Here is a 22,904-nt window from a genome sequence, read left to right on the forward strand (position 1 = left end):
TTATTGAACATTTTCCCCCTCTGAGCGCATGCCATCTGCATTGATGAGCAGCGCCTATTCCGGCTCGTCCCGCAACCCGTCTTCATGGCGGAGAGGTATGGGCAGCACCTCGTTCGTATGGTTCAAGACTGCGGATGGTTTGGTTTCAGAAGCGTAAACGCTTTCGTGAAAACGCAACGAAACCAGTTTCTTGCATGGGAGACGGCACGAAAATATCGTGATTTGGCCACGGGGTTCGGATTTCGGATAACGGACGCGCGCCCGCGTTCTCTCAACTGGCTCGTTCCCGCAACGCTGGCGAGCCGATGGCAGCCAGGAGCGGGTTGCAAGAACCGTGGATATCCATATTGCGCAGTCCGATCCGTATCGCGCGTCAAAAGTGATGCCGGCACGGGAGAAGGCAGCAATCTCTTAAATTTTTTCACTGCATATTCAGGGCCAAGCCGAAGTGCCCGGTTCCCCCGCGGACCGGTGCCATTGCGGCGATATCTTCGGATCGCTGTTTTCGACTCAAATGACTTGGGCGGCCTTTCCGAGAAAATTCTCGATTGGATGGATGATGCATTCGGTTGATGTCCATGGTGAGGAGATCCGTCATGACGTTGTCCCAATCGTTTCCGCAGCCGGCCGCTGTCGTCGATATTAGCGAACACAAGCAGGCGGAGCGCGAGCTCAGGAAGGCGCTTGAATTCGCCGAGGGGATCATCGCCGCCATACCGGATGTTCTTTTCGAGGTGGACGAGGGCGGCCGTTATCTTCAGGTCTGGACAAGAAACCCCGAACTGCTGGCCCAGCAGAAGGAGATGCTGCTCGGCAGGACGATCAACGACGTTCTAGCGCCGGACCAGGCGACCATCGCGATGGAGGCTCTGCACGAGGCCGGCAGAGAGGGAGCTGCCTACGGCCGATGCATTTGCATTTCCCTGCCCAATGGTGAGACGCGGTGGTTCGAGCTGTCGATAGCCAAGCGGCCGAGCGCCGATCCGGGGGCGGCCACCACGCTCCTGGCGTTCTCGCGGGACATTACCGAGCGAAAGCAAGCCGAAGACGCCATCAACCTCATGCGAATGCAGCTGTTGAGCGTGCTTCAGACCATGCCCGATATGGTCTGGGTCAAGGATATGGACGGGGTCCATGTGATGTGCAACCACGCCTTCGAGCGGCTGACCGGATTGGCCGAAGCGGACGTTGTCGGAAAAACGGATTTCGAGCTGTTCGATATTGAGAGGGCCCGGTACTTTCAGGAATCAGACAAGGCGGCGATCAAGGCGGGAAAGTGCATTGTCAGTGACGAGGAATGGGTCGTTTCCAAGGAGAAGGGTGAATCTGTTCTTCTTGAAACACGCAAGGTGCCGATTATCGATGCAGCGGGAGACGTCGTCGGCGTTCTCGGCGTGGCGCGAGATGTGACCGAGTTGAACGTCTCGCGCCAGAAAATCCACCAGATGGCCTTTTACGATCCCTTGACCTCGCTGCCGAACCGATCGCTGTTCAACGATCGGCTGCGGCAGATGATCACCTCGGCCGGATCGCGAGGCCAGCGGGCCGGGGTGATGCTGATCGACATCGACCATTTCAAGGTGGTCAACGATACGATGGGCCATCCCGTCGGCGATGATTTGCTCTGCCAGGCGGCGGCCCGTCTCAATGCGAGCGTTCGCGATTATGACACCGTCGCCCGGCTCGGCGGCGATGAATTCGCGATCCTGTTGCCGGATATCAGCCAAGGCGACGATCTCGGCCGGATTGCCAATAATATCCTCGATAAGTTCAGGGAGCGCTTTCTGCTGGATGGCCAGGAGGTCTTCATTTCATGCAGCGTCGGCATCGCGCTCTATCCCAATGACAGCGCCGATGCCAACGACCTTGTGAAATACGCCGACTCGGCGATGTATCTCGCCAAACGCTCCGGGCGAAACAGCTTTCGATTCTATTCGAAGGATCTGACGGCAAACGCCGAAGAGCGGATGCGGCTTGAATCGGAGTTGCGCCGTGCGATCGAGCGCGGCGAACTGGAACTGCATTATCAGCCGAAGGTGCTTCTGGACAGCGGCGCAATGGTCGGCTGCGAAGCCTTGCTGAGATGGCGCCACCCCGAAATGGGCATGATTCCTCCCACCCGTTTCATTCCGGTTGCTGAGGACACCGGGTTGATTGTGGAACTCGGGCGATGGGTGCTGCGCGAGGCATGCCAGACGGCGGCCGAATTGAACGCCGATAGTCAGACACCGCACAAGGTGGCGGTCAATCTGTCGGTCAAACAATTCCAATCCGCCGGACTGGTGAGGTCGATCGTCGAAATTCTCGGCGAGACCGGCTGCCGCGCGGAATGGGTCGAAATCGAAATAACCGAAAGCCTTCTGCTCGATCAGAAGGATGAAACGCTGCAGGCGCTCTCCGAACTCCGAAGCATGGGATTTTCGATCGCCATCGACGATTTCGGCACCGGCTATTCGGCGCTGAACTATCTGGCGCGCTTTCCGATCGACACGCTGAAGATCGACCGGTCGTTCATCAACAGCACCGACAGACGGAACGAGGAACTGGTGAAGGCGATCCTCTCTATCGCGCGCTGCCTCGGGCAGAGTGTGGTGGCGGAGGGCGTCGAAACCGCCGAGCAGGCAGCGTTCCTGGCGGCAAACGGATGCGGCTCGGCGCAGGGGTTTCTTTACAGCAAAGCCGTGCCCAAGGCTGATATCATCGCCCTCTGGCTCCGCTCTCCGGCCGGCGGCCTTAATTCAAGCGAGGGGGTTTGTGGGTCTACTCCGTCTTAACAACAGGTATTGAACCGGGCGCAGCTCGTTCAGTGTGCGCCGTTTCGATCTTCTGTGTCTTTGTCGGTGCCCGAAAGCCTGACCTGGAGCTCCGCGGTCAGCCATCTCGCGGCGGGCCCCGGCGGGTTTGCGACGTTGCGGATCACGTGGATCGGGTACTCGCTTTGGTCGAAGGCCGGAAACTGCAGGTGGACGAGGCGGCCATCGGCGAGATCATCCCTGGCCAGGGATGCCGGAAGCCCGCCCCAGCCCAATGCGCCGCGGATATAGAGATGTTTTGTCGCATTGTCGCTGACCCGCCAGGTCTTCAGCGAGAACACGTTGAAATCGCGGCCCTTCGTCAAGCCCGAGGCATCGTAGACGACGATCTGGGTTTCGTCCCGAACATCGGCGAGGGTCATCGGCCGGCACAACTTTCCAAGCGGATGGTCGGGGGCGGCGACGGGGATCATCGCCGACTGGCCGATCCGTTCGAAAACGATCTGATCGTTCCTTGCCGCCATGGCGCCGCCAAAACCGACGACGGCCCTGCCATTGATAACCGCATCCATGACGATCCCCAGCGTGCCGACCGTCACATTCAGCGAAACTGTGGGATAGTGACGGTGAAAGGCGCGCAGGACGTCGACGACGATGTCCGACGGCACGAAAGCGCTCATCGCCACGTTGAGTTCTGCCTCCAGCCCGTCGCTCAAGGCCTGGACGCGCGCCCGCATCAGGTCGAGATCGCCAAGCAGCCGGCGGGCATCCTCGAGCACCGACCTGCCGGCTTCCGTCAATTGCGGCCGCTTGGTGCCGGAGCGGCTGAAAAGTGCCACCCTGAGCTGAGCCTCGAGATTGGCGATCGTATAGCTGACGACCGACTGCGTTCGGTTGAGGGCGCGGGAGGCGGCTGAAAAACTGCCTTTCTCTACCACGGTCAGAAATACTTGAAGCTGATCCAATGTCGGGTGGGGCTGCATTCTCATCGATCAAAACGATAAATTTCTTCGAAAATATACCGGTTTTCGCGATGAGGTTCCAGCTTTATCTGTGTGGCTCAGTCGCGATCGCAAGTCGGTTCGGCGCGCCGCCATTGTTCAAGAGGGGTTCGAATGTCCAACATCACCACCGCTTCTTCTGCCCCGCCTGCGGGAAAATTGCTCCGGATCGGGTTATGGGCCGCGCAGGTGCTGACCTTTGCCGCTTTCACCCTGTTCGGCTGCATGAAATTCTTCATGCCGGTCGATCAACTGGCGGCAATGTGGGTATGGCCCGGCCAGGTTCCTGCATGGTTCCTGCGTCTGATGGGGATTATCGATTTTGCGGGCGGAGTAGGCGTCCTGCTGCCGGCCTTGACCCGGATCCAGCCGCGTCTGACCGTGCTTGCGGCGCTTGGCTGCGTGCTGCTGCAGATCGCTGCGATGATCTTTCATCTCTCCCGCGGCGAAGCGCCGGCCCTGCCACTCAACGTCGTCCTGCTTGCGGTTTCGGCGTTCATCCTCTGGGGCCGCGGCAAGCGGGCGCCTATTGCGCCGCGCGGATGAAGGATGCGAGCGGTTGCGATAGGGAGCGCTTGGCGAGCGATCGGACCCGATCTTGCCGCACTCCCGGAGCGTGCTGTCCGTTTGTCGCAGCTCTGTCCACTTGGCGCAGTAAAGCCGTAGGGCGAGCTGTCCCAAGCGCAAAAATAGGAATTTGTTAAGGCCGGTGCGGCGTTTGTTGTCTGACGAACAGACGCAATTCGCTGACATGAAGAGCGAGGATGTTCCCGTCGATCGGCAATGAAATACGCCGCATCCCCCAAGCAGTCGGATCCGGAGACATGAGCGTTTCCTTTCCGCCAGAACAACGAAACAAAGAATGCAGATGGCTGAAATCATCCAATTTCCAAACCCGGTCTCCGACACCTCGATGGACATTCACGACCTGCGGGTCGCAGTCGAACCGTCCGGCAATTCGGAGTTGGAGCAGTTGCTCCAGGCGCGTGCCCGGATTCGAAGTGTTTTGAACGAACTCGATAGATTGAGCGGAGAGCTGCAGGCCTGCTCCTCGTCGACGGGAGCGTAGGATCGCAGCCGTGTCATTCGGGGATCGGGGACGATCCTCGTCTAAACGCCGAGAACATTCGGCTTTCCAGTGGCGAGAATGAGAGGCGGTTCCCTGCGATGATCTCCGTGCCATCGAAGACCTGGACGAAGGGCAAGCTGCAGGTCCTTGCATGATTTCACATCGACACCCATTGCTTTGGCAGCAGGGGAATATCAGCCGCCACGCCGCGAGCGCGGGTTGTCAGGCTGATATCGCTGCGTTCCGGCAGCCTTCCTCGCTATAAAGATTCGCTATGGCGGCAGAAGCGAGTTGTGTTGGCCATGCGGCAATGGATGAACCTACTCTGACAGCGTCAGCAGAAGACTGGCGCAACAAGAACCGCGGCAAAGCGGCATTTGAGCACATGACGGCAAGGGGCCGATCAGACGTGTCCAACAAACGGAGTGGGAACCATGACCAAGACTTTGACGCGCCGGGCATTTTGCATTTCCACGGCAATCCTTTCCTTCACCGCGCTCATGACCGGCGTCTCGCAACATGCTCTCGCCGCGGATGAAACCATCAGGCTCGGCCTGGTATCGCCGATGAGCGGGCCGAATGCCCGTTACGGCGCGTTTTCGCTGCACGGCGCCGAACTGGCCGTGAAAGAAATCAACGATGCCGGCGGCATCGACGGCCGCAAGATCGAAATCTTTTCTGCCGACAGTCAGGGAACGCCGGTCGAAGGCGTTTCGGCAACCCGCCGCCTGATCGATCAGGACAAGGTCAACTATATCATCGGCGACGTTTCGAGCTCCGTCACTCTGGCAATGCAGCCGGTCGCCGAAGATGCGGGCGTGCTTCTGCTGAATGCTGCATCGTCCAACCCGAAGATCACCTATGGCGCCGGCGTCGGCGGTTACAAGTGGACCTTCCGCAACTATCCCACAGACGAGAACCGGGCGCTGATCGTGGCGAAATATGCCGCCGAGCAGCGCGGCTTCACCAAATTCGCGGTTCTGTCGGTCGACAGCGATTACGGCCGTTCGGCGATCACCTTCACCAAGAAATATCTACCCGATTTCAAGGGGGAGATCGTCAGCGAGGACTATTACAAGGAAGGCGAGGTCGACTTCCGCAGCGTGCTCGCCAAGATCCGTGACAATGGCGCCCAGGCGATCATCATGTACGGCCTTGCCGATACCACGCCGATCATTGCCCGTCAGATGCTCGAACTCGGGCTTGCCGGCAAGGTGACCCTGATCGGCAATGGCGAGTTCAATACCGAAAAGACCATCAAATCGGCGCCGAAGGTCCTTGAAGGCGCGGTCGAAGCCGCAGCTTGGCTGCCGGCCTTCGATTCCCCCGAGAGCAAGGCTTTCGTGGAGAAATTCATGGCCGCCTATAACGAGGCGCCGAACAACCACGCCTATGTCCACTGGGACACGGTCCACCTTCTCGCCCAGGCGATCAAGGAGGCCGGCAGCCCGGACCAGGGCAAGGTGCGCGATGCGCTCTCCAAGATCAAATATAAGAGCGCCGTCGGAGAGGTGACCTTCGACGATCACAACCAGGCTCGCCTGCCGATGATCCTGCTGCAGATCGAGGATGGCAAGCCGAGCATCAAAGGTGCCTACGCGGCGGATATCCAGTATCCTGCGAACTGATCCACCGTCGGGGATAGGACCATGTTCTCAACAATCCTTGAGCAGATCATCAACGGCATCGTGACGGGCTCCGTCTACGCCATCGTTGCGGTCGGCATGACGATGATATTCGGGGTGCTGCGGGCCATCAATTTCGCTCACGGCGAATATTACATGCTGGGAACGTTCGGAGCATGGTTTGCCATCGACTATCTCGGACTGTCCTACGAGGCTTCGATCGTCGTCGGCGTGCTGTCGACGATCGTCATCGCCTATGTGGTCGGCAAATTCGTGATGCAGCGCATGGTCGGCGCTCCGGCCGAATCCGGGGTGCTCGCCACGCTCGGTATCGCGCTCGTCCTGCAGAATACCGTCATCCTGGTCTTCGGCGGCGGCTACAAGTTCTTCTCGGGCGGCTATATCGAACCCGTGTCGATCCTCGGCTTCAGCCTGGCCGAGCAGCGCGTCATCATCCTCATCGTCTGCCTGATCGTGTTCATCGGCCTCGAACTGATGGTGACCTATACCAGGATGGGCAAATCCATGCGGGCGGTATCGCAGAACGTCGAATGCTGCGAAGTGGTCGGCATCGACGTGCCGCAGGTCGTGCTCAGGACATTCATCCTCGGCGCAGCCCTTGCCGCCCTCTCCGGGGTGCTGACGGCGCCGGTCAATGTCAGCGTCTATGGCGGCATGGGTGAGCTGATTACCTTCAAGACCTTGCCGATCATCATCATGGGCGGCCTCGGCAATGTGCGCGGCACCTTCTTCGCGGCGATGATCCTCGGGATCGCCGAGAGCCTTGTTGCCACCTATGTCGGACTGCAGTTCCGCGACACTGTCGGCTTCGCCACGCTGATCCTGATGCTGATGTGGCGCCCGCACGGACTGTTCTCGACGCAGGCGCGCTTCTGAGCGCGCTCGGCCGAACCTTTCTCGAAATTGAGGACTTGCTATGTCTCTCACGGAAGTCTCGCAATCACAGCAGCGCCGCGATCTTCGCCTGCCGCTCGGTTTGCTGCTGCTGTTGGCTGCGCTCTCCGCCCCCTTCGTCGCCAGCACCTATGTCGTCCATGCGCTGATCATTGCGCTGATCTTCATGCTGCCGGCGCATGGCCTCAATCTTCTGGTCGGTTATACCGGCCTGCTCTCGCTCGCCCAGGCCGCGTTTTTCGGCATCGGCGCCTATGCCTCGGGCCTGCTGGCCGTTACCTACGGCACGCCGTTCTATGTCAATGTCGCCGCCGCCGGGCTGGCGGCGGGCGCCATCGCCCTGCCTCTCGGCATCCCGGCCCTGCGGCTGCGCTCGACATCCTTCGTGATGTGTACGCTCGGCTTCGTGATCATCGGCCAGGCGATCGCCAAAAACTGGATTTCGCTCACCCGCGGCGATATGGGCCTCTCCAGCATACCGAAGCCGCATTTTGCGCTCGGGCCGCTGTCCTTCACCGTATCGGGCACGACGGCCTTCTATTATCTGGCGCTGACCGTTGGAATTCTGGCGACACTCGGCGTCTGGATGATCGTCCGCTCGCCTGCCGGTCGCAACATGATCGCCATCCGGGAGAACGAGACGCTGGCCGAATCCGTCGGCATCCCCACCTGGCGTTACAAGCTGATCGTCTTCATGCTGAGTGCGGTGTTCGCCGGCGTCGGCGGCAGTCTCTACGCGCATTATCTGACGGTGGTCAGCCCGCTGACCTTCCAGATGTATTATTCGACGACGATGCTGATCATCGTGCTTGGCGGCGGCGCCGGGACGATTTCGGGCGTCGTCTTCGGCAGCCTGCTGTTCGTCGGCCTGACCGAGGCCCTGCGTGTGACGCCGGAACTTCGGATGATCGCCTACGGGCTCTGCCTGCTCGTCCTGGTCTTCTGGTTCCGGAAGGGTTTTGCGCCCGTCATCAACCGCCTCTGGGATTCGATCGGGAGCGCGAAATGACCGGTCTTCCCATTCTCGAAATCAGCAATCTCACGAAATCCTACGGCGCGGTGAAGGCGGTCGACGATGTCAGCATTTATGTCGAGCGCGGCGAGATCGCCGGTTTGATCGGGCCGAACGGCTCGGGCAAATCGACCTTCTTCGATTGCAGCACCGGCCTCGGCAAACCCGATAGCGGCAAGGTGAGGCTCGACGGCCAGGATATCACCGGATGGTCGCTGAACCGGATCGCCCGCGAGGGGCGCATGCTGCGCTCCTTCCAGAAGACGGTCGTCTTCAAATCGCTCGACGTCGAGGAAAACCTGATCATTGCCGGGCAGATGTTCAGCTTCCCGTCGCTGTTCTCCACCTTCGGGATCGGCAAGCTGTCGCGCAGCCGGGTGTCGGGATTGCGCGAACGGGCGCAGGAACTGATCCGGATGGCCGGCTTGTGGGATGTGCGCAAACAGCCGGCCGGCAATCTTTCCGGCGGGCAGCAGAAGCTCATCCAGTTCGCCTCCATGCTGATGCCGGAGCCGAAGCTGATCCTGCTCGACGAGCCGATGGCGGGCATCAACCCGAAGATCATCGAGCGGGTGGTCGAGACCATTCTCTACGCCAACAAATCGCTCGGCGTCAGCTTCCTGATCATCGAACACAATATCGACGTGGTGACCAGCATCTGCCGGCGGGTGATCGTGCTCGACCAGGGGCGCAAGCTCGCCGAGGGCCTGCCGCAGGAAATCATCAACGACCAGCGGGTCAGGGAGGCCTATCTCGGTGGCTGATTCAAACCTCTCGATCAAGAGCCTGCGTGCCGGCTATGGATCCCTCGACATTCTGAACGGCGTCGATCTCGACGTGCCGGCAGGCCAGTTCGTGGCGCTGATGGGACCGAACGGAGCGGGAAAATCGACACTTCTGAAGACGCTTTACGGCATGACGACTATCAAGGACGGCAGCATCGACTGGCGCGGCAAGAACATCGCCGGCTACAAGTCGCGCGCCATTCTCGGTGAAGGCATATCTTTCGTGCCACAGGGCCGCTGCAATTTTCCGGTCATGACGGTGGACGAAAACCTGCAGATGGCAGCCTATACGCTGCGCGACGACAAAGTGAAGGCGGATCGTGACTATGTCTACGATCTGTTCCCGATCTTGAAGACGCGGCGCTCGACGCTGGCCGGCAATATGTCGGGCGGCGAGCAGCAACTGCTCGAAGTGGCGATGGCCGTCCTACAGCGCCCGAAAGTGCTGCTGGTCGACGAGCCGTCGGTCGGCCTTTCGCCGGCGGCGATCGGCATTGTTTTCGACGAGCTGCTGCGCCTGCATGCCGCCGGGCAGACCATTCTGCTTGTCGAGCAGAACACCAAGAAAGCCATGGAGGTCGCAGAACGCGCCGTGATCCTCAGGCTCGGCAAGGTCATCTGGGACGGTCTGCCGGGGGAGATCAGCCACGACGAACTCGGCGAGCTTTTCCTGACGGGCAAGATGCGCGGCGAGACCGAAGCCGTACATTGACCCAAGAAGAACTAAGGACATATCCATGAGCACTTTCGTGCCAGCCTCACGCGTCTCCAGGATCAAGGTTTCGCCGAGCACGGCGGCGGCGGCGCGCGCCCGCGAGCTGAAGGCGGCCGGCCGCGACATTGTCGACATGACGGTCGGCGAGCCCGACTTCGATACGCCGGATCACGTCAAGGCCGCGGCCCATGCCGCCATCGACCGGGGCGAAACCAAATACACCGCCGTCAACGGCACGCCTTCGCTGCGCAAGGCGATCATCGGCGATTTCGAGCGGCGTCTCGGATTGCAATATGCCGATAACGAGATCTGCGTCGGCGGCGGCGCCAAGCAGATCCTGTTCCTCGCCTTGATGGCCAGCGTCGAGAACGATGCCGAGGTCATCATTCCGGCCCCCTATTGGGTTTCCTATCCCGATATGGTGATCGCCAACGAGGGCAAGCCGGTCATCGTGCAATGCCCGCAGGAACAGGGATTCAAGCTGACGCCGGAAGCCCTCGAAGCGGCGATTACGCCGAAGACCATGTGGCTGATCCTGAACGCGCCGTCGAACCCGACCGGCGTTGCCTATAGCGGCGAGGAATTACGGGAGATCGGAAAGGTGCTGCTGCGGCACCCCCAGGTCATGGTTCTCTCCGACGACATTTACGATCAGGTCTGGTTCAAGGACGAGCCGATGACGACGCTGGTCGCAGCCGTGCCGGAACTGAAGGAGCGGGTGCTTCTCACCAACGGCGTGTCGAAATCCTACGCCATGACCGGCTGGCGTATCGGCTACGGGGCGGGACCGGCTCCCCTGATCGCCGCGATCAACAAGCTGCAATCGCAGATGTCGTCCTGCCCGTCCTCGGTCAGCCAGGCGGCGGCCGCGCACGCTTTGGCCTCGGATCAGAGCTTCGTCACCGACAGTGTCAAGGTCTATAAGGAGCGCCGCGACTATGCCTGCCGGCGTCTGAACGCCGTGCCGGGCCTGTCCTGCCTGGTGCCGGACGGAGCCTTCTACCTCTTTCCCAACTGCGCCGGCGTGATCGGCAGGAGGACGCCGGAGGGCAAGGTGATCGAGACCGACCTCGACTTCGTTCTCTATCTGCTCGACGGCGTCGGCGTGGCGGCTCTGCAGGGCGCGGCCTACGGCCTGTCGCCGTATTTCCGCCTGTCGATCGCCACCTCGATGGACGCCATCACCGAAGCCTGTGACCGCATCGAGCGGGCGGTCGGCGAATTGCGTTGAATTCTGCGGCACGCGGGAGGGGCTTGCGCGCCTCCCGCCCTAGGTCTTAGGTTCCGTAAAACCGAAGCTTGAGGCCATGAGCGTAGATTTCAGAAAACTGCGGAGTTTCGTCAAGATCGTCGATACCGGCAGCGTTTCGCGTGCAGCCGCCCTGCTTCGCACCGCTCAGCCTGCGCTCTCCCAGCAGATCGCCGCGCTGGAGGCCCACTTCAAGCACAAGCTTCTGATCCGAAGCAATGTCGGCATCACGCCGACCGAGGCCGGCCTGATCCTCTATCGGCATGCCCAGCTGATGCTGAAACAGATCGATCAGGCGCAGACCGATATCAACCAGTCGGCAAAGTCGGTGGCCGGGCGGGTATCGATCGGGCTTGCGACCTATTCGACGTCGAGCGCCTTGTCGCTTCCGATCCTGAAGGAAATGAAAGCCCGCCATCCCGACGTCGTCGTCCACATAAACGACAGTTTCGGCCATATCCTCAGCGAGCTCATCATGACCGGCAAGATGGACATGGCGCTGATCTATGCCGCGGACCCCATCAAAGGGGTGACGCTCCAGCCGCTATTCCGCGAGCAGATGTTCCTGGTATCGCCGCCGGGCACGGAATTGCCCGGGGATCCTTCCGAGCCCCTGCCGCTGGCATCGGTCGATGCTCTGCCGCTGCTGCTGCCGAGCAAAGGCCATCTGCTTCGCCGCCTCATCGACGAAGCCTTCGCTCGCGCCCGCGCCCATCCGCAGGTGCTGTCGGAAATCGAGTCGATGCCGGCGCTCGACGCCGCGGTGCGGGAGGGGCTGGGCTCGACCATCCTTCCTGCATCGGTGGTGACGGAGACCGCCTACTTTGCCGGCACGCAAGTGCGGCCGCTGACCAAGCCGGTCATCGAAGCGACGGTCTCTCTCTGTGTCTCCGACCATCTGCCTCTGTCGGAGCCGGCGCTCGCGGCTCGGGCCGTCCTGTTGGAGATCGTGGCAAAGCTGATGAGCAGCCAGCATCAGGGTATCAAGAAGGTTTAGAGCGATCCCTTTTCCGACCTCGTCTGCCATAAGCAAACCCTATGGCGGCAGACGGCAACTGTGTTAGCCAAGCCGGTCGCCGATCCCCTAACCTCCTCAGAAGATACAAGGGTCTCCGAAACCGCATGAGACCACGGTTGCTTCGAGGGAAACATGGCAAAACTGGCTTTCGACACGGGCGGCACCTTCACCGACTTCGCATTGCTGGACGATAATGGCGATCTCCACCTGCACAAGGTGCTGAGCACGCCGAAGAACCCGGCGGAAGCCGTCGTGCAGGGCGTATCGGAACTCCTGGAACAATTCTCCTCCGCCATCTCGATCGAGCATCTCCAGGTGCTGGGGGCGACGACGGTGGTGACGAATGCCGTGCTGGAGCGCAAGGGTGTCGAGACCAGCTTCATCACCACCGATGGCTTTCAGGATATGCTGCGCATCCGCAACGAAGGCCGCTACGACCTCTACGATCTCAACATCAAATATCCGGACCCGCTGGTCACGCGGTCGAACAGCTATGGCGCCGTCGAGCGCATCGCCGCCGATGGCGAGGTGATGACCGAGCTCAAGGAAGAGACCGTCCGTGAAATCGCATCGCATCTGAAGAAGAAGGGCATCAGTTCCGTCGCCGTATGCCTGCTGCACGCCTATAAATATCCGCAGCACGAACAGCGCGTGGCAGCCCTCCTGCGTGAGGAAGATCCCGACATCTTCGTATCGCTGTCGTCGGAAGTCTGCCCTGAGATGCGGGAATTCGACCGCGCCTCGACGACGGTCGTCAATGCCTATACCCGCCCGCAGATGGCCGGTCACGTGGCCCATCTTCAGCGCGAGTTCGCTGCGAAAGGCATCGACCGTCAGGTTCTCTGGATGACCTCGTCGGGCGGTCTGGTGCCGAGCCGGCGCGCCGCCGAACTTCCTGTCCGCCTGATCGAATCCGGGCCTGCCGCCGGTGCCGTCGCCGCCGCCGAGTTCGGGCGCATTGCCGGCGAGGGAAGCGTGCTTTCCTTCGACATGGGCGGCACCACCGCGAAGCTTTGCCTGATCCCGAACGGCGAGCCGACCGTCGGAACGGACCTCGAGGTCGCTCACTATCAGCGTTTCCGCAAAGGCTCGGGCTTTCCGCTGAAGATTCAGTCGATCCAGATGATCGAAATCGGCGCCGGCGGCGGTTCGATCGCGGCAAAGAACCCGCTTGGCCTCCTCGATGTCGGCCCGCATTCGGCAGGCGCGATGCCGGGGCCGGCCGCCTATCAGCGCGGCGGCACGCAGCCGACGGTGACCGATGCGGATATCCTGCTCGGATATATGGGGACGGAGTCCTTCGTCGGCGGTTCCTTCAAAGTGTCGAAGGACGCCGCGCGCGAAGCGATGGCCGCACTTGCCAAATCGCTCGATGTCAGCGTCGACCGCTGCGCCTGGGGCATTCACGATCTCGTCAACGAATCCATGAGCAAGGCGGCGGCCATGCATGCCACCGATCTCGGTGTCGATCCCCGGTCGCTGCCGATGGTGGCATTCGGCGGCGCGGGCCCGGTGCATGCCTATGGCATCGCCCGCAAGCTCGGCATCAAACGCATCATCTGCCCGACCGGGGCGGGCGTCACCTCGGCCATCGGCCTGCTGATCGCCCCCGTCGCCGTCGATCTCTCCGCAAGTCATCCGATGCCTGTCGACAATTGGGATGTCGCGGCGGTCGACCGTCTGCTGGACGATCTGGCTGCCCAGGGTGCGGAAGTGGTTTCCGCCGCCGGTATCGCCAAGGAGACCATCACCAATCGCTACACGGTCGATATGCGCCATGTCGGCCAAGGGCACGAGATCACCGTGGCTCTACCCGATCGCGGCCTGCCGAGGCAAGAATTCCTCAAGCAGTTGCTCGCCAATTTCTACAAGCTCTATCGCGAGCTGTTCGGCCGCACGGTCAACGCGTCCGTCGAAGTCATCACCTGGCGGCTTCGCGCCAGCGGTGAAAAGGATCGGGTGACCCGGCCTCATGACGTCAATGCTGCCGATGCATTGAAGGGGCAGCGCTATGTCTATTTCCAGGAGCTCGGGGCCTATGCCGAGACGCCTGTCTATGACCACTACCGGCTGCCGGTGGGGCGCGAATACGCAGGGCCGGCGATCGTCGAGCAGCGCGAATCCACGGCCGTCGTCGGGCCAAGCGGCGTCTTCCACGTCGATGCCAACGGCAACCTCATGATCAACATTCAGTAAGGCGAAATCCGATGTCGAAGACCGCTACCGATTTCAACGATCCGATCAATCTGCAGGTCATGTGGAACCGCTTGATCTTCATCGCCGACCAGGCCGACAACGTGCTCGGCAAGACAGCCTTCTCGCCGATCGTCCGCGAGAACCACGATTACGTCACCGTGCTGCTCGACAGCAAGGGGCGGGCGCTTGCCCAATGCACCTGGTCCATCCCGGTCTTCATCACCTCGCTGCCGGCCGCGGCCCAGCAATATTTCCTGCCGAAGTTTCCGGCGGAAACACTTGCCGAAGGCGACGTTCTCGCGACCAACGATCCGGAGATCGGCACCGGCCATCTGCCCGATGTCACGATGATCACCCCGATCTTCAAGAACGGCAAAGTGGTGGCCTATGCCGGCTCGATCGCTCACCTGCCTGACATCGGCGGCGCGCCGCTTCATTCGGAGGCGAGCGACATTTTCGAGGAAGGCATCCGCTTCCCGATCGTCAAACTGCACAAAGCCGGCATTCCCAATCAGGACGTTCTCGACATCATCGCCGCATCGGTGCGGCTGCCGACCGAAGTCCAGGGCGATCTGGAATCGATGATTGCCGCCAACAATGTGATGGGCCGCGAACTGGTGAAATTCCTCGACGAATACGGCCTCGACGATATCGACGGGCTCGCCGAGGCGATCCATTCCCGCTCGGAGGCGCAGACCCGCAAGGCGATCAAAGCGTGGCCAAATGGCCGCTATTCGGCGCAGATGACGCTGGACGGCTATGAGAGCGACATCACCTTGAAGGCGACGGTGATCGTCGGCGACGATTCGATCCATGTGGATTACACCGGCACGTCCGATCAGGTTCTCCACTCGATCAACTGCCGCACTAACTACCGCTACGCCCATTCCGTCTATGCGCTGAAATGCCTGCTCGATCCCGATACGCCGAACAATGAGGGCTGCATCACGCCGATCACCGACGACGCTCCGCTTGGCTCCGTTCTCAATCCGGAGCAATGGACGGCGGGCAATTCCCGCAACCTGATCGGCCATGCGATTCCCTCCCTGATCTTCCGGGCGCTCGAAGGCGTGGTGCCCGATAAGGTCATGGGCGATAGCGGCGGCGCCCCCATATGGGCGGCCAACTGCGTCGGCCGCCGGGACGACGGCTCGCAATATGGATCCGTGCAGAATTTCCATGGCGGCCAGGGCGCCCGCGCGGAATTCGACGGCCTGGATACGCTGAGTTTCCCATCGAACTGCAAGGTGACGGCCGTCGAAATGTTCGAAATCGCCGTGCCCGTGCTGATGGAGCGCAAGGAGCTGATCGCCGATTCCGGCGGCGCCGGCAAATATCGCGGCGGCCTGGGGCAGCGGGCAATCCTGCGCAATCTCGGCCGCTCGGCGATGAACATCTATCTCGCATCCGAGCGTGTCCGGCATCCCTGCTTCGGTGTCGTCGACGGACAGGACGGCACGCCGGGCAAGGTCAGCAAGGAAGGCCGGCCGCAATTTCCGAAGGGCAAGGTCGTACTCAAGACCGGCGAGCGGCTCGAAGTCGAAACGCCGGGCGGCGGTGGATGGGGCAGGGTGAGCGAGCGCCCGGCCGCACTGATCGAGCAAGATCTTGCCGAAGGCCTGATCACCCCAAAGGCGGCGAAGCTTATATATGGCTATAAGGGCGCGGCCGCGGTGGCCGCGGAATAGGAGGAGCCATTATGGGCCTGTTGAACGGAAAGATCGCGCTCGTCACCGGAGCGGGAACGGGCATCGGCCGCGAAGCCGCGATCCTTCTTGCCGAGGAAGGCGCCACCATCGTTCTCACAGGTCGCCGGATGGCGCCGCTGCGGGAGGTCGCCGGCCTGATCGAGAAGCGGCGCGGCAAGGCCTTTACCCGGCCTCTGAATATCGAATCGCGGCAGGAAATCCTCGAAAGCGTGAAGTGGATCAAGGATGGCATCGGCCCGGTCGATATCCTCGTCAACAATGCCGGCAGCGCGAGCAAGGTGCTGAACGCGCGGTTCCTCAGCGAAGAGGAATGGAACTCCACGGTCAACGTCAATCTGACTGCCGTCTTCAACCTTACCCAGGCGGTCTTACCCGACATGATCGCCAATGGCGGCGGCACGGTGATCACCGTCTCCTCGCTTGCGGCTCTCAATCCGAACCTTCTGGGCGGGGCGGCCTATGGCGCTGCCAAGGCGGGCGTGAAGAATTTCATGACCTTCGTTCACAACACTTATCGAAACCAGGGCATCCGGGCGACGACGATCCTTCCCGGCGAAACCAACACGCCGATCATGGACAACCGCGCCCGGCCGCCGCTTGAAAGCGAGCGGGCCGTGATGCTCGATCCGCATGACGTGGCGAGGGCGATCGCGCTCTGCGCAAGCCTGCAGAAGGGCGCCGTCATCCCCGAGCTTCACATCTGCCCGACTTTCATGCGGGACACATCGGCCGATATCGAGACAGCACGCTGGGTCGGTGCGCCGGCCGATACGCCCGACATGCCGAAACCAAGGAAATAGGAGGACACCATGAACGGCGCAAAGCTGCGCGCCCGGCTGCAGGCCGGCGAAGCCATCTCGATGTTTACGCCCCACCACTCCTCTTCGGGCCTGGCCGCCCGGCTGGTGGAACTGGGCGCGGATTCGGTCTTCGTCGACTGCGAGCATGGCACCTGGAGCTTCGAGGATGTCAGGATGACCTCCCAGATCGTTCGCTCGGTTGGCGGCGCCGCGATCGTCCGTCCGCATTCGCATGAGCGCCCCGTCATCATCCGCTATTTGAATGCCGGTGCCGACGGGATCATGGTGCCGATGGTCGAGACTTCAGAACAGGCGCGCGCCATTGCCGATGCCGTCCGTTATGCCCTGCCGTCCGATTACGAAAAGCGGCTGGTGATCGGCATGGTCGAAACGCAGCATGCGATCGCCAATCTGGATGAGATGCTTCGTGTCGACGGCATCGACGTGTTCTTCATCGGTCCCGGCGACCTCTCCCAGGATATGGGTTATCCGCCGGCTCCGCCGTTCGGCGAGCCGCGCCCGGCAGCCGTCATGGACGAGGTCGCCCGCGCCGTCGGCAAGATCCGCGCCGCGGGCAAGATTGCCGGTACGCTCGTCACTGCCGAGGAACTGCCGCACTGGCGGGAAAAGGGCGTTCAGTTCTTCTATATCCATTCGGATCCGTTCCTGCGCCGCGGCCTCGCCGGTATCAGGCAGGCGCTTGTGCGCTAGCGGCGGAGGCCGGCCAACCTTGCAACTTGATCCTGCTGATCGGGAGCGCCGGTGAAACCGGCGCTCCCGCGTGCGTTCATGGCTATTCCAATGCGGCTTCACCTGCCGCGCAGCAGGTCGTTTTTCTGCCGCCGAATTTCCAATATTTAATTTCATAAGCATATAATGCAAATTTCCTGCCGGCGGCGGCTGGGATGCGGCCTCCCGCTCGCTGCAGGAAGCGATGATGGCGAGCGGCAACGCGAAGAGCGTGCAGGTGGTCAATGTTCCCGGCGCCGGCGGCACGGTCGGTCTTGCCCAGTTCATCGGAACGGGCAAGGGCTCGCCCAACCAGCTGCTCGTCGCCGGCATTACTCTCGTCGGCGCTAGCATTTCCAACAAGTCGCCCGTCGACCTGACCCAGGTGACGCCGCTTGCGCGCCTCACCGGCGATCCGCTGGTCATCGTCGTTCCGAAGGATTCGCCCATCAAGTCGATCGACGATCTCTTGGCCGCCATCAAGGCGGATGTCGCCAAGACGATCTGGGTCGGCGGATCGGCGGGTGGCGCCGACCATATCCTCGCGGCGCTCGTCACCAAGGCGGCCGGCGCGGATCCGAGCAAGATCAACTATGTCGCCTATTCCGGCGGCGGTGAATCGCTCGCCGCCATGCTGGGCGGCCAGGCAACGGCCGGCGTATCGGGCTATGGCGAATGGGAAGGCCAGATCAAGTCGGGCGATCTGCGAGCGCTCGCCATCTCCTACCCGGAGCCGATCGAAGGCATCGAAGCCAAACCGCTGAAGGCGCAGGGGCTCGACATCGAAATGGTGAACTGGCGCGGCATCTTCGCAGGTCCGGGTGTCGAGGGAGCCGATCTCGATGCGCTGAAGGCGGCCGTGGATAAGACGGTCAAATCGGAACAGTGGAAGGCGATCCTGAAGACCCGCGGCTGGTCTGACTATTACGCTCCTTCCGATGAGTTCAAGACCTTCATCGCTTCCGAGACCGACCGCGTCAGGACGATCCTGACTTCCATCGGGCTTGCCGATTGATGTGACGCAGGAAGGGAGGGGCTTTGCTCCTCTCTTTCACGGCGAGGAAACCATGCACCCCAAGACAATTCATTCTCCAAACCGCCCGCCGGTGGTGATCGCCGTCATTCTGTTTGCGATCGCGGCCATTACCTATTGGGACGCAAGCCATATGACGGCTCGTGCGGCCTATGGGATGAACGCCAGCGCGGCCTCCTATTTTGTCGCTCTCCTCTTCGCCGTTCTCGGCATCGGGCATCTGATTGCCGCCTTCAAACCCTCAGATATCGAGGTCGGGGCCGCCGACTGGCGGGCGGTCGGCTGGGTCGGCCTGGCGCTGTGCGGGCTGATCGGTTCCATCTGGGTCGGCGGAGGTTTCATCATCGGCTCGACGCTGCTTTTTGCCCTGACCGCCCGCGCCTTCGGCCGCAAGGCGTTTTTGATCGATCTCTGTCTGGGGGCCGGAATCGGGTTGGCCGTCTTCCTGCTGTTCAACAAATTGCTGACGCTCGCCTTGCCGCAAGGCCCGCTCGAGCGGCTTTTCTGAGGAACTTCCCGATGGATTCCATTTCCTTCCTCATCGACGGCTTTGCACTCGCGATCCAGCCGGCAAACCTGATCTACGCGGCGATCGGCGTGATGATCGGCACTGCCGTCGGCGTCTTGCCCGGCATCGGCCCGGCGCTGACCGTCGCGCTGCTGTTGCCCGTAACCTTCAAGCTCGATCCGGGCGGCTCGATCATCATGTTCGCCGGCATCTATTACGGCGGCATGTATGGCGGCTCGACCACGGCGATCCTGCTCAACACGCCGGGCGAAAGCGCGTCCGTCGTCACCGCGCTCGAAGGCAACAAGATGGCGCGCTCGGGCCGCGGCGGCCCGGCGCTGGCGACCGCCGCCATAGGCTCCTTCGTCGCGGCGCTGATCGCCACGCTCGGGCTCGCCTTTCTGGCGCCGTTGCTGGTCAGGATCGCGGTGAAGTTCGGCCCCTGGGACTATTTCGGCCTCATGCTGATCGCCTTCGTGACGGTTTCGGCCACATTCGGCGCCTCGCCGCTGCGAGGGTTGACGAGCCTCGCCTTCGGCCTCTGGCTTGGCCTTATGGGAATAGACCAGCTCACCGGCCAGGCCCGGCTGACATTCGGCGTTCCCGAGTTGCTCGACGGCGTGGAGGTCACCACGCTCGCCGTCGGACTGTTTGCGATCGGCGGCGTTTCTCGTGGCTTCCCGCCATCTCCACAAGCCGGAAAAGCCCATTCCTGTGAAGGGGTCGATCTGGATGACCGGGGAGGATTGGAAGCGCTCCTGGAAGCCCTGGTTGCGGGGAACGCTGATCGGCTTTCCGATCGGCACGCTGCCGGCCGGCGGTGCGGAAATCCCGACTTTCCTCAGCTACAATATCGAGCGGCAGCTGAGCCGGAGACCGGAAGAATTCGGCCAGGGCGCAATCGAAGGGATCGCCGGGCCTGAGGCTGCCAACAACGCATCGGCCGCCGGCACGCTCGTCCCGCTGTTGACGCTCGGGCTGCCGACCTCGGCAACGGCGGCGGTGATGCTCGCCGGTTTCCAGCAGTACAATATCCAGCCAGGCCCGCTGCTGTTCACCCAGCATGCCGATCTGGTCTGGGGGCTGGTGGCAAGCCTGTTCATCGCCAATGTCATGCTGCTTGTCCTCAATCTGCCCCTGGTCGGCATGTGGGTGCGGCTTCTGGCGATCCCGTTGCCGTGGCTCTATGCCGGCATTCTGGTCTTCGCATCGATGGGAACGATCGCCGCCAACCCCTCGGTCGTCGAGTTGCCCCTGTTGACGGGTTTCGGCATCGTCGGCTTTCTGATGCGGCGATACGATTATCCGATCGCGCCGGCCGTCGTCGGACTGATCCTCGGGCCGCTTGCCGACAGCGCGCTGCGCCGCTCCTTGCAGATGAGCCTCGGCGATCCGATGATCCTGCTCCAGCATACGGGCTCGGCGATCATGATCGCCGTCGCGACGATTGCCTTGATTGCGCCTTTCATCTTTCGTGGATTGTCACGCTTTCAGCAGGATGAGGATTGAAGCGTGCCCTGGAGTACGAGTCCGGCATAGAAGTTGAATTCCATTTTGTACTCATATATGCCAATGGGGTCCTGGCGTCTGGCCAAGGGCGGCGATGACGCGATCGGCCATGAAGGCGCAGCGGGCGCCATCGAACGGGAACAGCGCCGAGAAAGCGCCGGAGAGCCGCTTTTCGATCGACTGGCGCATCATCTTCCGCGCCCGGTGCAGCCGCGTCTTGGCGGTTTCGGGTCTGATGCCGAGATAGGATGCGGCCTCGTCGGTGCTCATGCCCTCGACATCGCGCAGCACGAAGATGGTGCGAAAATCATCCGGCAATTCGTCGACCGCCTGTTCGAGCAGATGCCGCGCCTGGCTCCGCGACAGCTCGGTTTCCGGATCTGTCGCGGATAGCGAGGACGGGAACTGCACCACCTGGCCGCTTGCCGACGTCGCCTGCATGTCGATCTCCTCCAGCCCGGTGGTGTTCTTTCGCGCCCGCACCCGGCCCAGCGCCTCGTTGAGCGCAATTCGGGTCAGCCATGTCGAAAGCCCGGCCTCACCCCGGAATGCCGACAGATTGGTGAAGGCCTTGATGTAGGCGGCCTGGACGACATCTTCCGCCTCCGCATCGTTGCGGATGACGGCGCGCGCGGTGCGGAACAGGCGCTGATTGTGACGTTGGATGATGGTGCGGATGGCGGGCTCGTCGCCGATTTTTGCCAGCGGCACGAGATCGGCATCGGCAAGCGCCGATCGAAGCGGTCGATGTCGTGTGACCGGAACCGGAATGGCTGTCATGGAAACCTCCGCTACGCCCTCTTTCCAGGAGCCCGGCCTATGGCCGGACCTCCAGTGTGCCCGTCATGGCGGGATGAAAGCGGCAGTAGAAATCGACCGCTCCCGCTTGGCTGATCGTCATGCGGCCTTCCGATTTCGGCGGCAGGTCAACATCGAAGCTTTTGTCGCGTGCCGTCGCCGTATGCCGGAATATATCATCGTTTCGCCAGACGATCACATCGCCGACATGCAGTTCGGCAGGCGGCGCAGCGAATTTCATTCCTGCAATGGTCACCTGATATTCCGCCGCGGCGGCAACGCCGCAGCCTGTCCAAGGCAGCGCAAACAGCAGCGGCAGCGATTTCATCGGCAAGCGCATCGCAAGCCTACTTCATCATCGAGGCAAGATGCTCGGCATGCATCTGGTGCTGCTTGAACAGGGTCAAGCCCGTTTCCAGGAGCGACTTGAGCTCTTTATTCTGAGCCGAGGGGATCAGCACCTTGGCAAGCGCATCGTTGACCGACTTATGATAGGCGACTTCGTTTTCGACATAGGCCTTGTCGAAAGCCGCACCGTCGAGAGCGCCGAGCGTCGTCAGTTCCTTGCTTGCCTCAGTCGACAGCGACTGGCTGATCTTGTTGTCCTCGGGCGTCACCTTCAGCTTCTTGACGAGGGCGAGCGCCTGATCGTTGACGGCCTTGTGGTCGCGCTCCATCGTTTTGGCGAATTCGATGACTTCGACATTCTTGCTTTTTTTCAACGCCTGTTCAGCGGCGGTGACATCGATCTGCCCCGCGGTATAGGCGATATGGGCGATCTGAGGATCGGTCGGCTTGGCATCGGCGGCAATCAAAACCGTGCCGAGCGAGGCCGCTATCAGGGCTGCACCGAAAATCTGTTTCAACATGATCTGTCTCCCCTGTGTCGTGTAAATGCCTTCCGCGGCGCCGGTGCGCCTTTGGAAGCAGACATTGGATGCAGATCGGTCGAAAAGGTTCCCGGAAAATTTTCCGCGGGGCGGGCGTTATCGGCGTCGGCCGCCGATGCTTCAGTCTTTACCGAGGAAGCGCTGAAGCACGATCGCGTGATTGTGCTCAAGGTCTTTCGCCGCGTAGAGAAGTGTCGCGTTCGATTTCCCGATATGGCGTTCGAGCTCCTCGACGACCGACGTGTTCTCTTTGAGCTCTTCCCGGTAACGGCGCTGGAACTCGGTCCATTTGGCCGGGTCGTGGCCGAACCATCGGCGCAGCGCCGGGCTCGGCGCGATCTCCTTCAGCCAGACGTCGACCGCGGCATCCTGCTTGCTCAGCCCACGCGGCCAGAGCCTGTCGACCAGGATACGCGTGCCGTCCTTGTCTTCCTTCTGTTCGTAGATTCGTTTGATGTGCACGGCCATTTGCTCACCTGCATCGGTTTGAAACCAATTTCGACCGAAGAGACGGGCGAGGGATTTGGTTCCATCTTAAGATATATGGTTGCCAAATAGTCACAGCGGACTGCCTCTGAGCTGTCACAATT

General features: G+C 61.6%; 20 protein-coding genes and 2 pseudogenes. 17 read left to right on the forward strand and 5 right to left on the reverse strand.

Annotation, left to right across the window (positions count from 1 at the left end):
• The first annotated feature begins 596 nt into the window (after nucleotides 1–596).
• The gene (locus tag QMO80_RS24605) at nucleotides 597–2,774 is read left to right on the forward strand and encodes a bifunctional diguanylate cyclase/phosphodiesterase (RefSeq protein WP_283200487.1); all 2,178 of its coding nucleotides are present in this window, start codon (nucleotides 597–599) and stop codon (nucleotides 2,772–2,774) included.
• A gap of 29 nt (nucleotides 2,775–2,803) precedes the next feature.
• Here QMO80_RS24605 and QMO80_RS24610 read toward each other — a convergent pair whose 3' ends face one another.
• On the reverse strand, nucleotides 2,804–3,736 hold the full coding sequence (locus QMO80_RS24610) for a LysR family transcriptional regulator (protein WP_283200488.1): 933 nt from the start codon (nucleotides 3,734–3,736) through the stop codon (nucleotides 2,804–2,806).
• 132 nt (nucleotides 3,737–3,868) lie between these two features.
• Between QMO80_RS24610 and QMO80_RS24615 the strand changes: the two genes are divergently transcribed.
• The 16 genes and pseudogenes from QMO80_RS24615 to QMO80_RS24690 all read left to right on the forward strand — a co-directional run bounded on the left by QMO80_RS24615 (nucleotide 3,869) and on the right by QMO80_RS24690 (nucleotide 20,626).
• Nucleotides 3,869–4,300 (forward strand): DoxX family protein, encoded by a 432-nt coding sequence (locus QMO80_RS24615; protein ID WP_283200489.1) that lies wholly within the window; start codon nucleotides 3,869–3,871, stop codon nucleotides 4,298–4,300.
• A gap of 316 nt (nucleotides 4,301–4,616) precedes the next feature.
• Nucleotides 4,617–4,823: a hypothetical protein gene (locus tag QMO80_RS24620; protein ID WP_283200490.1), complete on the forward strand. Its 207-nt coding sequence runs from the start codon at nucleotides 4,617–4,619 to the stop codon at nucleotides 4,821–4,823.
• A 434-nt stretch (nucleotides 4,824–5,257) separates the two neighbouring features.
• Nucleotides 5,258–6,451, forward strand: coding sequence for an ABC transporter substrate-binding protein (locus QMO80_RS24625; RefSeq protein ID WP_283200491.1), 1,194 nt, complete (start codon nucleotides 5,258–5,260; stop codon nucleotides 6,449–6,451).
• A 21-nt stretch (nucleotides 6,452–6,472) separates the two neighbouring features.
• Nucleotides 6,473–7,345 carry a branched-chain amino acid ABC transporter permease gene (locus tag QMO80_RS24630; RefSeq protein WP_049732089.1) on the forward strand — a complete coding sequence of 291 codons (873 nt, stop codon included), beginning with the start codon at nucleotides 6,473–6,475 and terminating at the stop codon, nucleotides 7,343–7,345.
• A 40-nt stretch (nucleotides 7,346–7,385) separates the two neighbouring features.
• The gene (locus QMO80_RS24635) at nucleotides 7,386–8,372 is read left to right on the forward strand and encodes a branched-chain amino acid ABC transporter permease (protein WP_283200492.1); all 987 of its coding nucleotides are present in this window, start codon (nucleotides 7,386–7,388) and stop codon (nucleotides 8,370–8,372) included.
• Nucleotides 8,369–9,139, forward strand: a complete 771-nt coding sequence (locus QMO80_RS24640) for an ABC transporter ATP-binding protein (protein ID WP_283200493.1) — start codon at nucleotides 8,369–8,371, stop codon at nucleotides 9,137–9,139. The genes QMO80_RS24635 and QMO80_RS24640 overlap by 4 nt, the downstream gene beginning before the upstream one ends.
• Nucleotides 9,132–9,872, forward strand: a complete 741-nt coding sequence (locus QMO80_RS24645) for an ABC transporter ATP-binding protein (protein WP_037114240.1) — start codon at nucleotides 9,132–9,134, stop codon at nucleotides 9,870–9,872. The genes QMO80_RS24640 and QMO80_RS24645 overlap by 8 nt, the downstream gene beginning before the upstream one ends.
• Before the next feature lie 25 nt (nucleotides 9,873–9,897).
• The gene (locus QMO80_RS24650; RefSeq protein ID WP_283200494.1) at nucleotides 9,898–11,106 is read left to right on the forward strand and encodes an aspartate transaminase; all 1,209 of its coding nucleotides are present in this window, start codon (nucleotides 9,898–9,900) and stop codon (nucleotides 11,104–11,106) included.
• A 76-nt stretch (nucleotides 11,107–11,182) separates the two neighbouring features.
• Complete coding sequence (gene nac, locus QMO80_RS24655) at nucleotides 11,183–12,121, forward strand: nitrogen assimilation transcriptional regulator NAC (RefSeq protein WP_283200495.1); 939 nt, start codon at nucleotides 11,183–11,185, stop codon at nucleotides 12,119–12,121.
• 153 nt (nucleotides 12,122–12,274) lie between these two features.
• Nucleotides 12,275–14,338 (forward strand): hydantoinase/oxoprolinase family protein, encoded by a 2,064-nt coding sequence (locus tag QMO80_RS24660; protein ID WP_283200496.1) that lies wholly within the window; start codon nucleotides 12,275–12,277, stop codon nucleotides 14,336–14,338.
• Between the two features lie 11 nt (nucleotides 14,339–14,349).
• Entirely contained in the window at nucleotides 14,350–16,026 is a 1,677-nt protein-coding gene (locus QMO80_RS24665; protein ID WP_283200497.1) for a hydantoinase B/oxoprolinase family protein, read from the forward strand.
• A gap of 11 nt (nucleotides 16,027–16,037) precedes the next feature.
• Nucleotides 16,038–16,847: an SDR family oxidoreductase gene (locus tag QMO80_RS24670; protein WP_283200498.1), complete on the forward strand. Its 810-nt coding sequence runs from the start codon at nucleotides 16,038–16,040 to the stop codon at nucleotides 16,845–16,847.
• Nucleotides 16,848–16,856: 9 nt separating this feature from the next.
• Complete coding sequence (locus QMO80_RS24675; RefSeq protein ID WP_283200499.1) at nucleotides 16,857–17,558, forward strand: HpcH/HpaI aldolase/citrate lyase family protein; 702 nt, start codon at nucleotides 16,857–16,859, stop codon at nucleotides 17,556–17,558.
• A 178-nt stretch (nucleotides 17,559–17,736) separates the two neighbouring features.
• Nucleotides 17,737–18,591, forward strand: a pseudogene (locus QMO80_RS24680) (Bug family tripartite tricarboxylate transporter substrate binding protein); the annotation flags it as partial.
• Between the two features lie 52 nt (nucleotides 18,592–18,643).
• Complete coding sequence (locus tag QMO80_RS24685; RefSeq protein WP_283200500.1) at nucleotides 18,644–19,117, forward strand: tripartite tricarboxylate transporter TctB family protein; 474 nt, start codon at nucleotides 18,644–18,646, stop codon at nucleotides 19,115–19,117.
• A gap of 11 nt (nucleotides 19,118–19,128) precedes the next feature.
• Nucleotides 19,129–20,626 (forward strand): annotated as a pseudogene (locus QMO80_RS24690) (tripartite tricarboxylate transporter permease).
• A gap of 51 nt (nucleotides 20,627–20,677) precedes the next feature.
• Here QMO80_RS24690 and QMO80_RS24695 read toward each other — a convergent pair.
• From QMO80_RS24695 to QMO80_RS24710, 4 genes are all read right to left on the reverse strand, one after another.
• Nucleotides 20,678–21,406: an RNA polymerase sigma factor gene (locus tag QMO80_RS24695; RefSeq protein ID WP_283200501.1), complete on the reverse strand. Its 729-nt coding sequence runs from the start codon at nucleotides 21,404–21,406 to the stop codon at nucleotides 20,678–20,680.
• A gap of 37 nt (nucleotides 21,407–21,443) precedes the next feature.
• A complete protein-coding gene (locus tag QMO80_RS24700) occupies nucleotides 21,444–21,764 on the reverse strand; it encodes a cupredoxin family copper-binding protein (RefSeq protein ID WP_283200502.1) in 321 nt (106 codons plus the stop codon).
• 7 nt (nucleotides 21,765–21,771) lie between these two features.
• The gene (locus tag QMO80_RS24705; RefSeq protein WP_283200503.1) at nucleotides 21,772–22,293 is read right to left on the reverse strand and encodes a DUF4142 domain-containing protein; all 522 of its coding nucleotides are present in this window, start codon (nucleotides 22,291–22,293) and stop codon (nucleotides 21,772–21,774) included.
• Between the two features lie 141 nt (nucleotides 22,294–22,434).
• Nucleotides 22,435–22,782, reverse strand: a complete 348-nt coding sequence (locus QMO80_RS24710; RefSeq protein WP_283200504.1) for a DUF488 domain-containing protein — start codon at nucleotides 22,780–22,782, stop codon at nucleotides 22,435–22,437.
• Nucleotides 22,783–22,904: the final 122 nt, after the last annotated feature.

This window comes from Rhizobium sp. BT03 (genome assembly GCF_030053155.1).
In the GTDB taxonomy this organism is placed as follows: domain Bacteria; phylum Pseudomonadota; class Alphaproteobacteria; order Rhizobiales; family Rhizobiaceae; genus Rhizobium.

Excerpts from the sequence above, each read along its gene's own strand:
- QMO80_RS24605 (WP_283200487.1), top strand. The coding sequence starts at position 597 with ATGACGTTGTCCCAATCGTTTCCGCAGCCGGCCGCTGTCGTCGATATT.
- QMO80_RS24610 (WP_283200488.1), bottom strand. The coding sequence starts at position 3,736 with ATGCAGCCCCACCCGACATTGGATCAGCTTCAAGTATTTCTGACCGTG.
- QMO80_RS24615 (WP_283200489.1), top strand. The coding sequence starts at position 3,869 with ATGTCCAACATCACCACCGCTTCTTCTGCCCCGCCTGCGGGAAAATTG.
- QMO80_RS24620 (WP_283200490.1), top strand. The coding sequence starts at position 4,617 with ATGCAGATGGCTGAAATCATCCAATTTCCAAACCCGGTCTCCGACACC.
- QMO80_RS24625 (WP_283200491.1), top strand. The coding sequence starts at position 5,258 with ATGACCAAGACTTTGACGCGCCGGGCATTTTGCATTTCCACGGCAATC.
- QMO80_RS24630 (WP_049732089.1), top strand. The coding sequence starts at position 6,473 with ATGTTCTCAACAATCCTTGAGCAGATCATCAACGGCATCGTGACGGGC.
- QMO80_RS24635 (WP_283200492.1), top strand. The coding sequence starts at position 7,386 with ATGTCTCTCACGGAAGTCTCGCAATCACAGCAGCGCCGCGATCTTCGC.
- QMO80_RS24640 (WP_283200493.1), top strand. The coding sequence starts at position 8,369 with ATGACCGGTCTTCCCATTCTCGAAATCAGCAATCTCACGAAATCCTAC.
- QMO80_RS24650 (WP_283200494.1), top strand. The coding sequence starts at position 9,898 with ATGAGCACTTTCGTGCCAGCCTCACGCGTCTCCAGGATCAAGGTTTCG.
- nac (WP_283200495.1), top strand. The coding sequence starts at position 11,183 with ATGAGCGTAGATTTCAGAAAACTGCGGAGTTTCGTCAAGATCGTCGAT.
- QMO80_RS24660 (WP_283200496.1), top strand. The coding sequence starts at position 12,275 with ATGGCAAAACTGGCTTTCGACACGGGCGGCACCTTCACCGACTTCGCA.
- QMO80_RS24665 (WP_283200497.1), top strand. The coding sequence starts at position 14,350 with ATGTCGAAGACCGCTACCGATTTCAACGATCCGATCAATCTGCAGGTC.
- QMO80_RS24670 (WP_283200498.1), top strand. The coding sequence starts at position 16,038 with ATGGGCCTGTTGAACGGAAAGATCGCGCTCGTCACCGGAGCGGGAACG.
- QMO80_RS24675 (WP_283200499.1), top strand. The coding sequence starts at position 16,857 with ATGAACGGCGCAAAGCTGCGCGCCCGGCTGCAGGCCGGCGAAGCCATC.
- QMO80_RS24685 (WP_283200500.1), top strand. The coding sequence starts at position 18,644 with ATGCACCCCAAGACAATTCATTCTCCAAACCGCCCGCCGGTGGTGATC.
- QMO80_RS24695 (WP_283200501.1), bottom strand. The coding sequence starts at position 21,406 with ATGACAGCCATTCCGGTTCCGGTCACACGACATCGACCGCTTCGATCG.
- QMO80_RS24700 (WP_283200502.1), bottom strand. The coding sequence starts at position 21,764 with ATGCGCTTGCCGATGAAATCGCTGCCGCTGCTGTTTGCGCTGCCTTGG.
- QMO80_RS24705 (WP_283200503.1), bottom strand. The coding sequence starts at position 22,293 with ATGTTGAAACAGATTTTCGGTGCAGCCCTGATAGCGGCCTCGCTCGGC.
- QMO80_RS24710 (WP_283200504.1), bottom strand. The coding sequence starts at position 22,782 with ATGGCCGTGCACATCAAACGAATCTACGAACAGAAGGAAGACAAGGAC.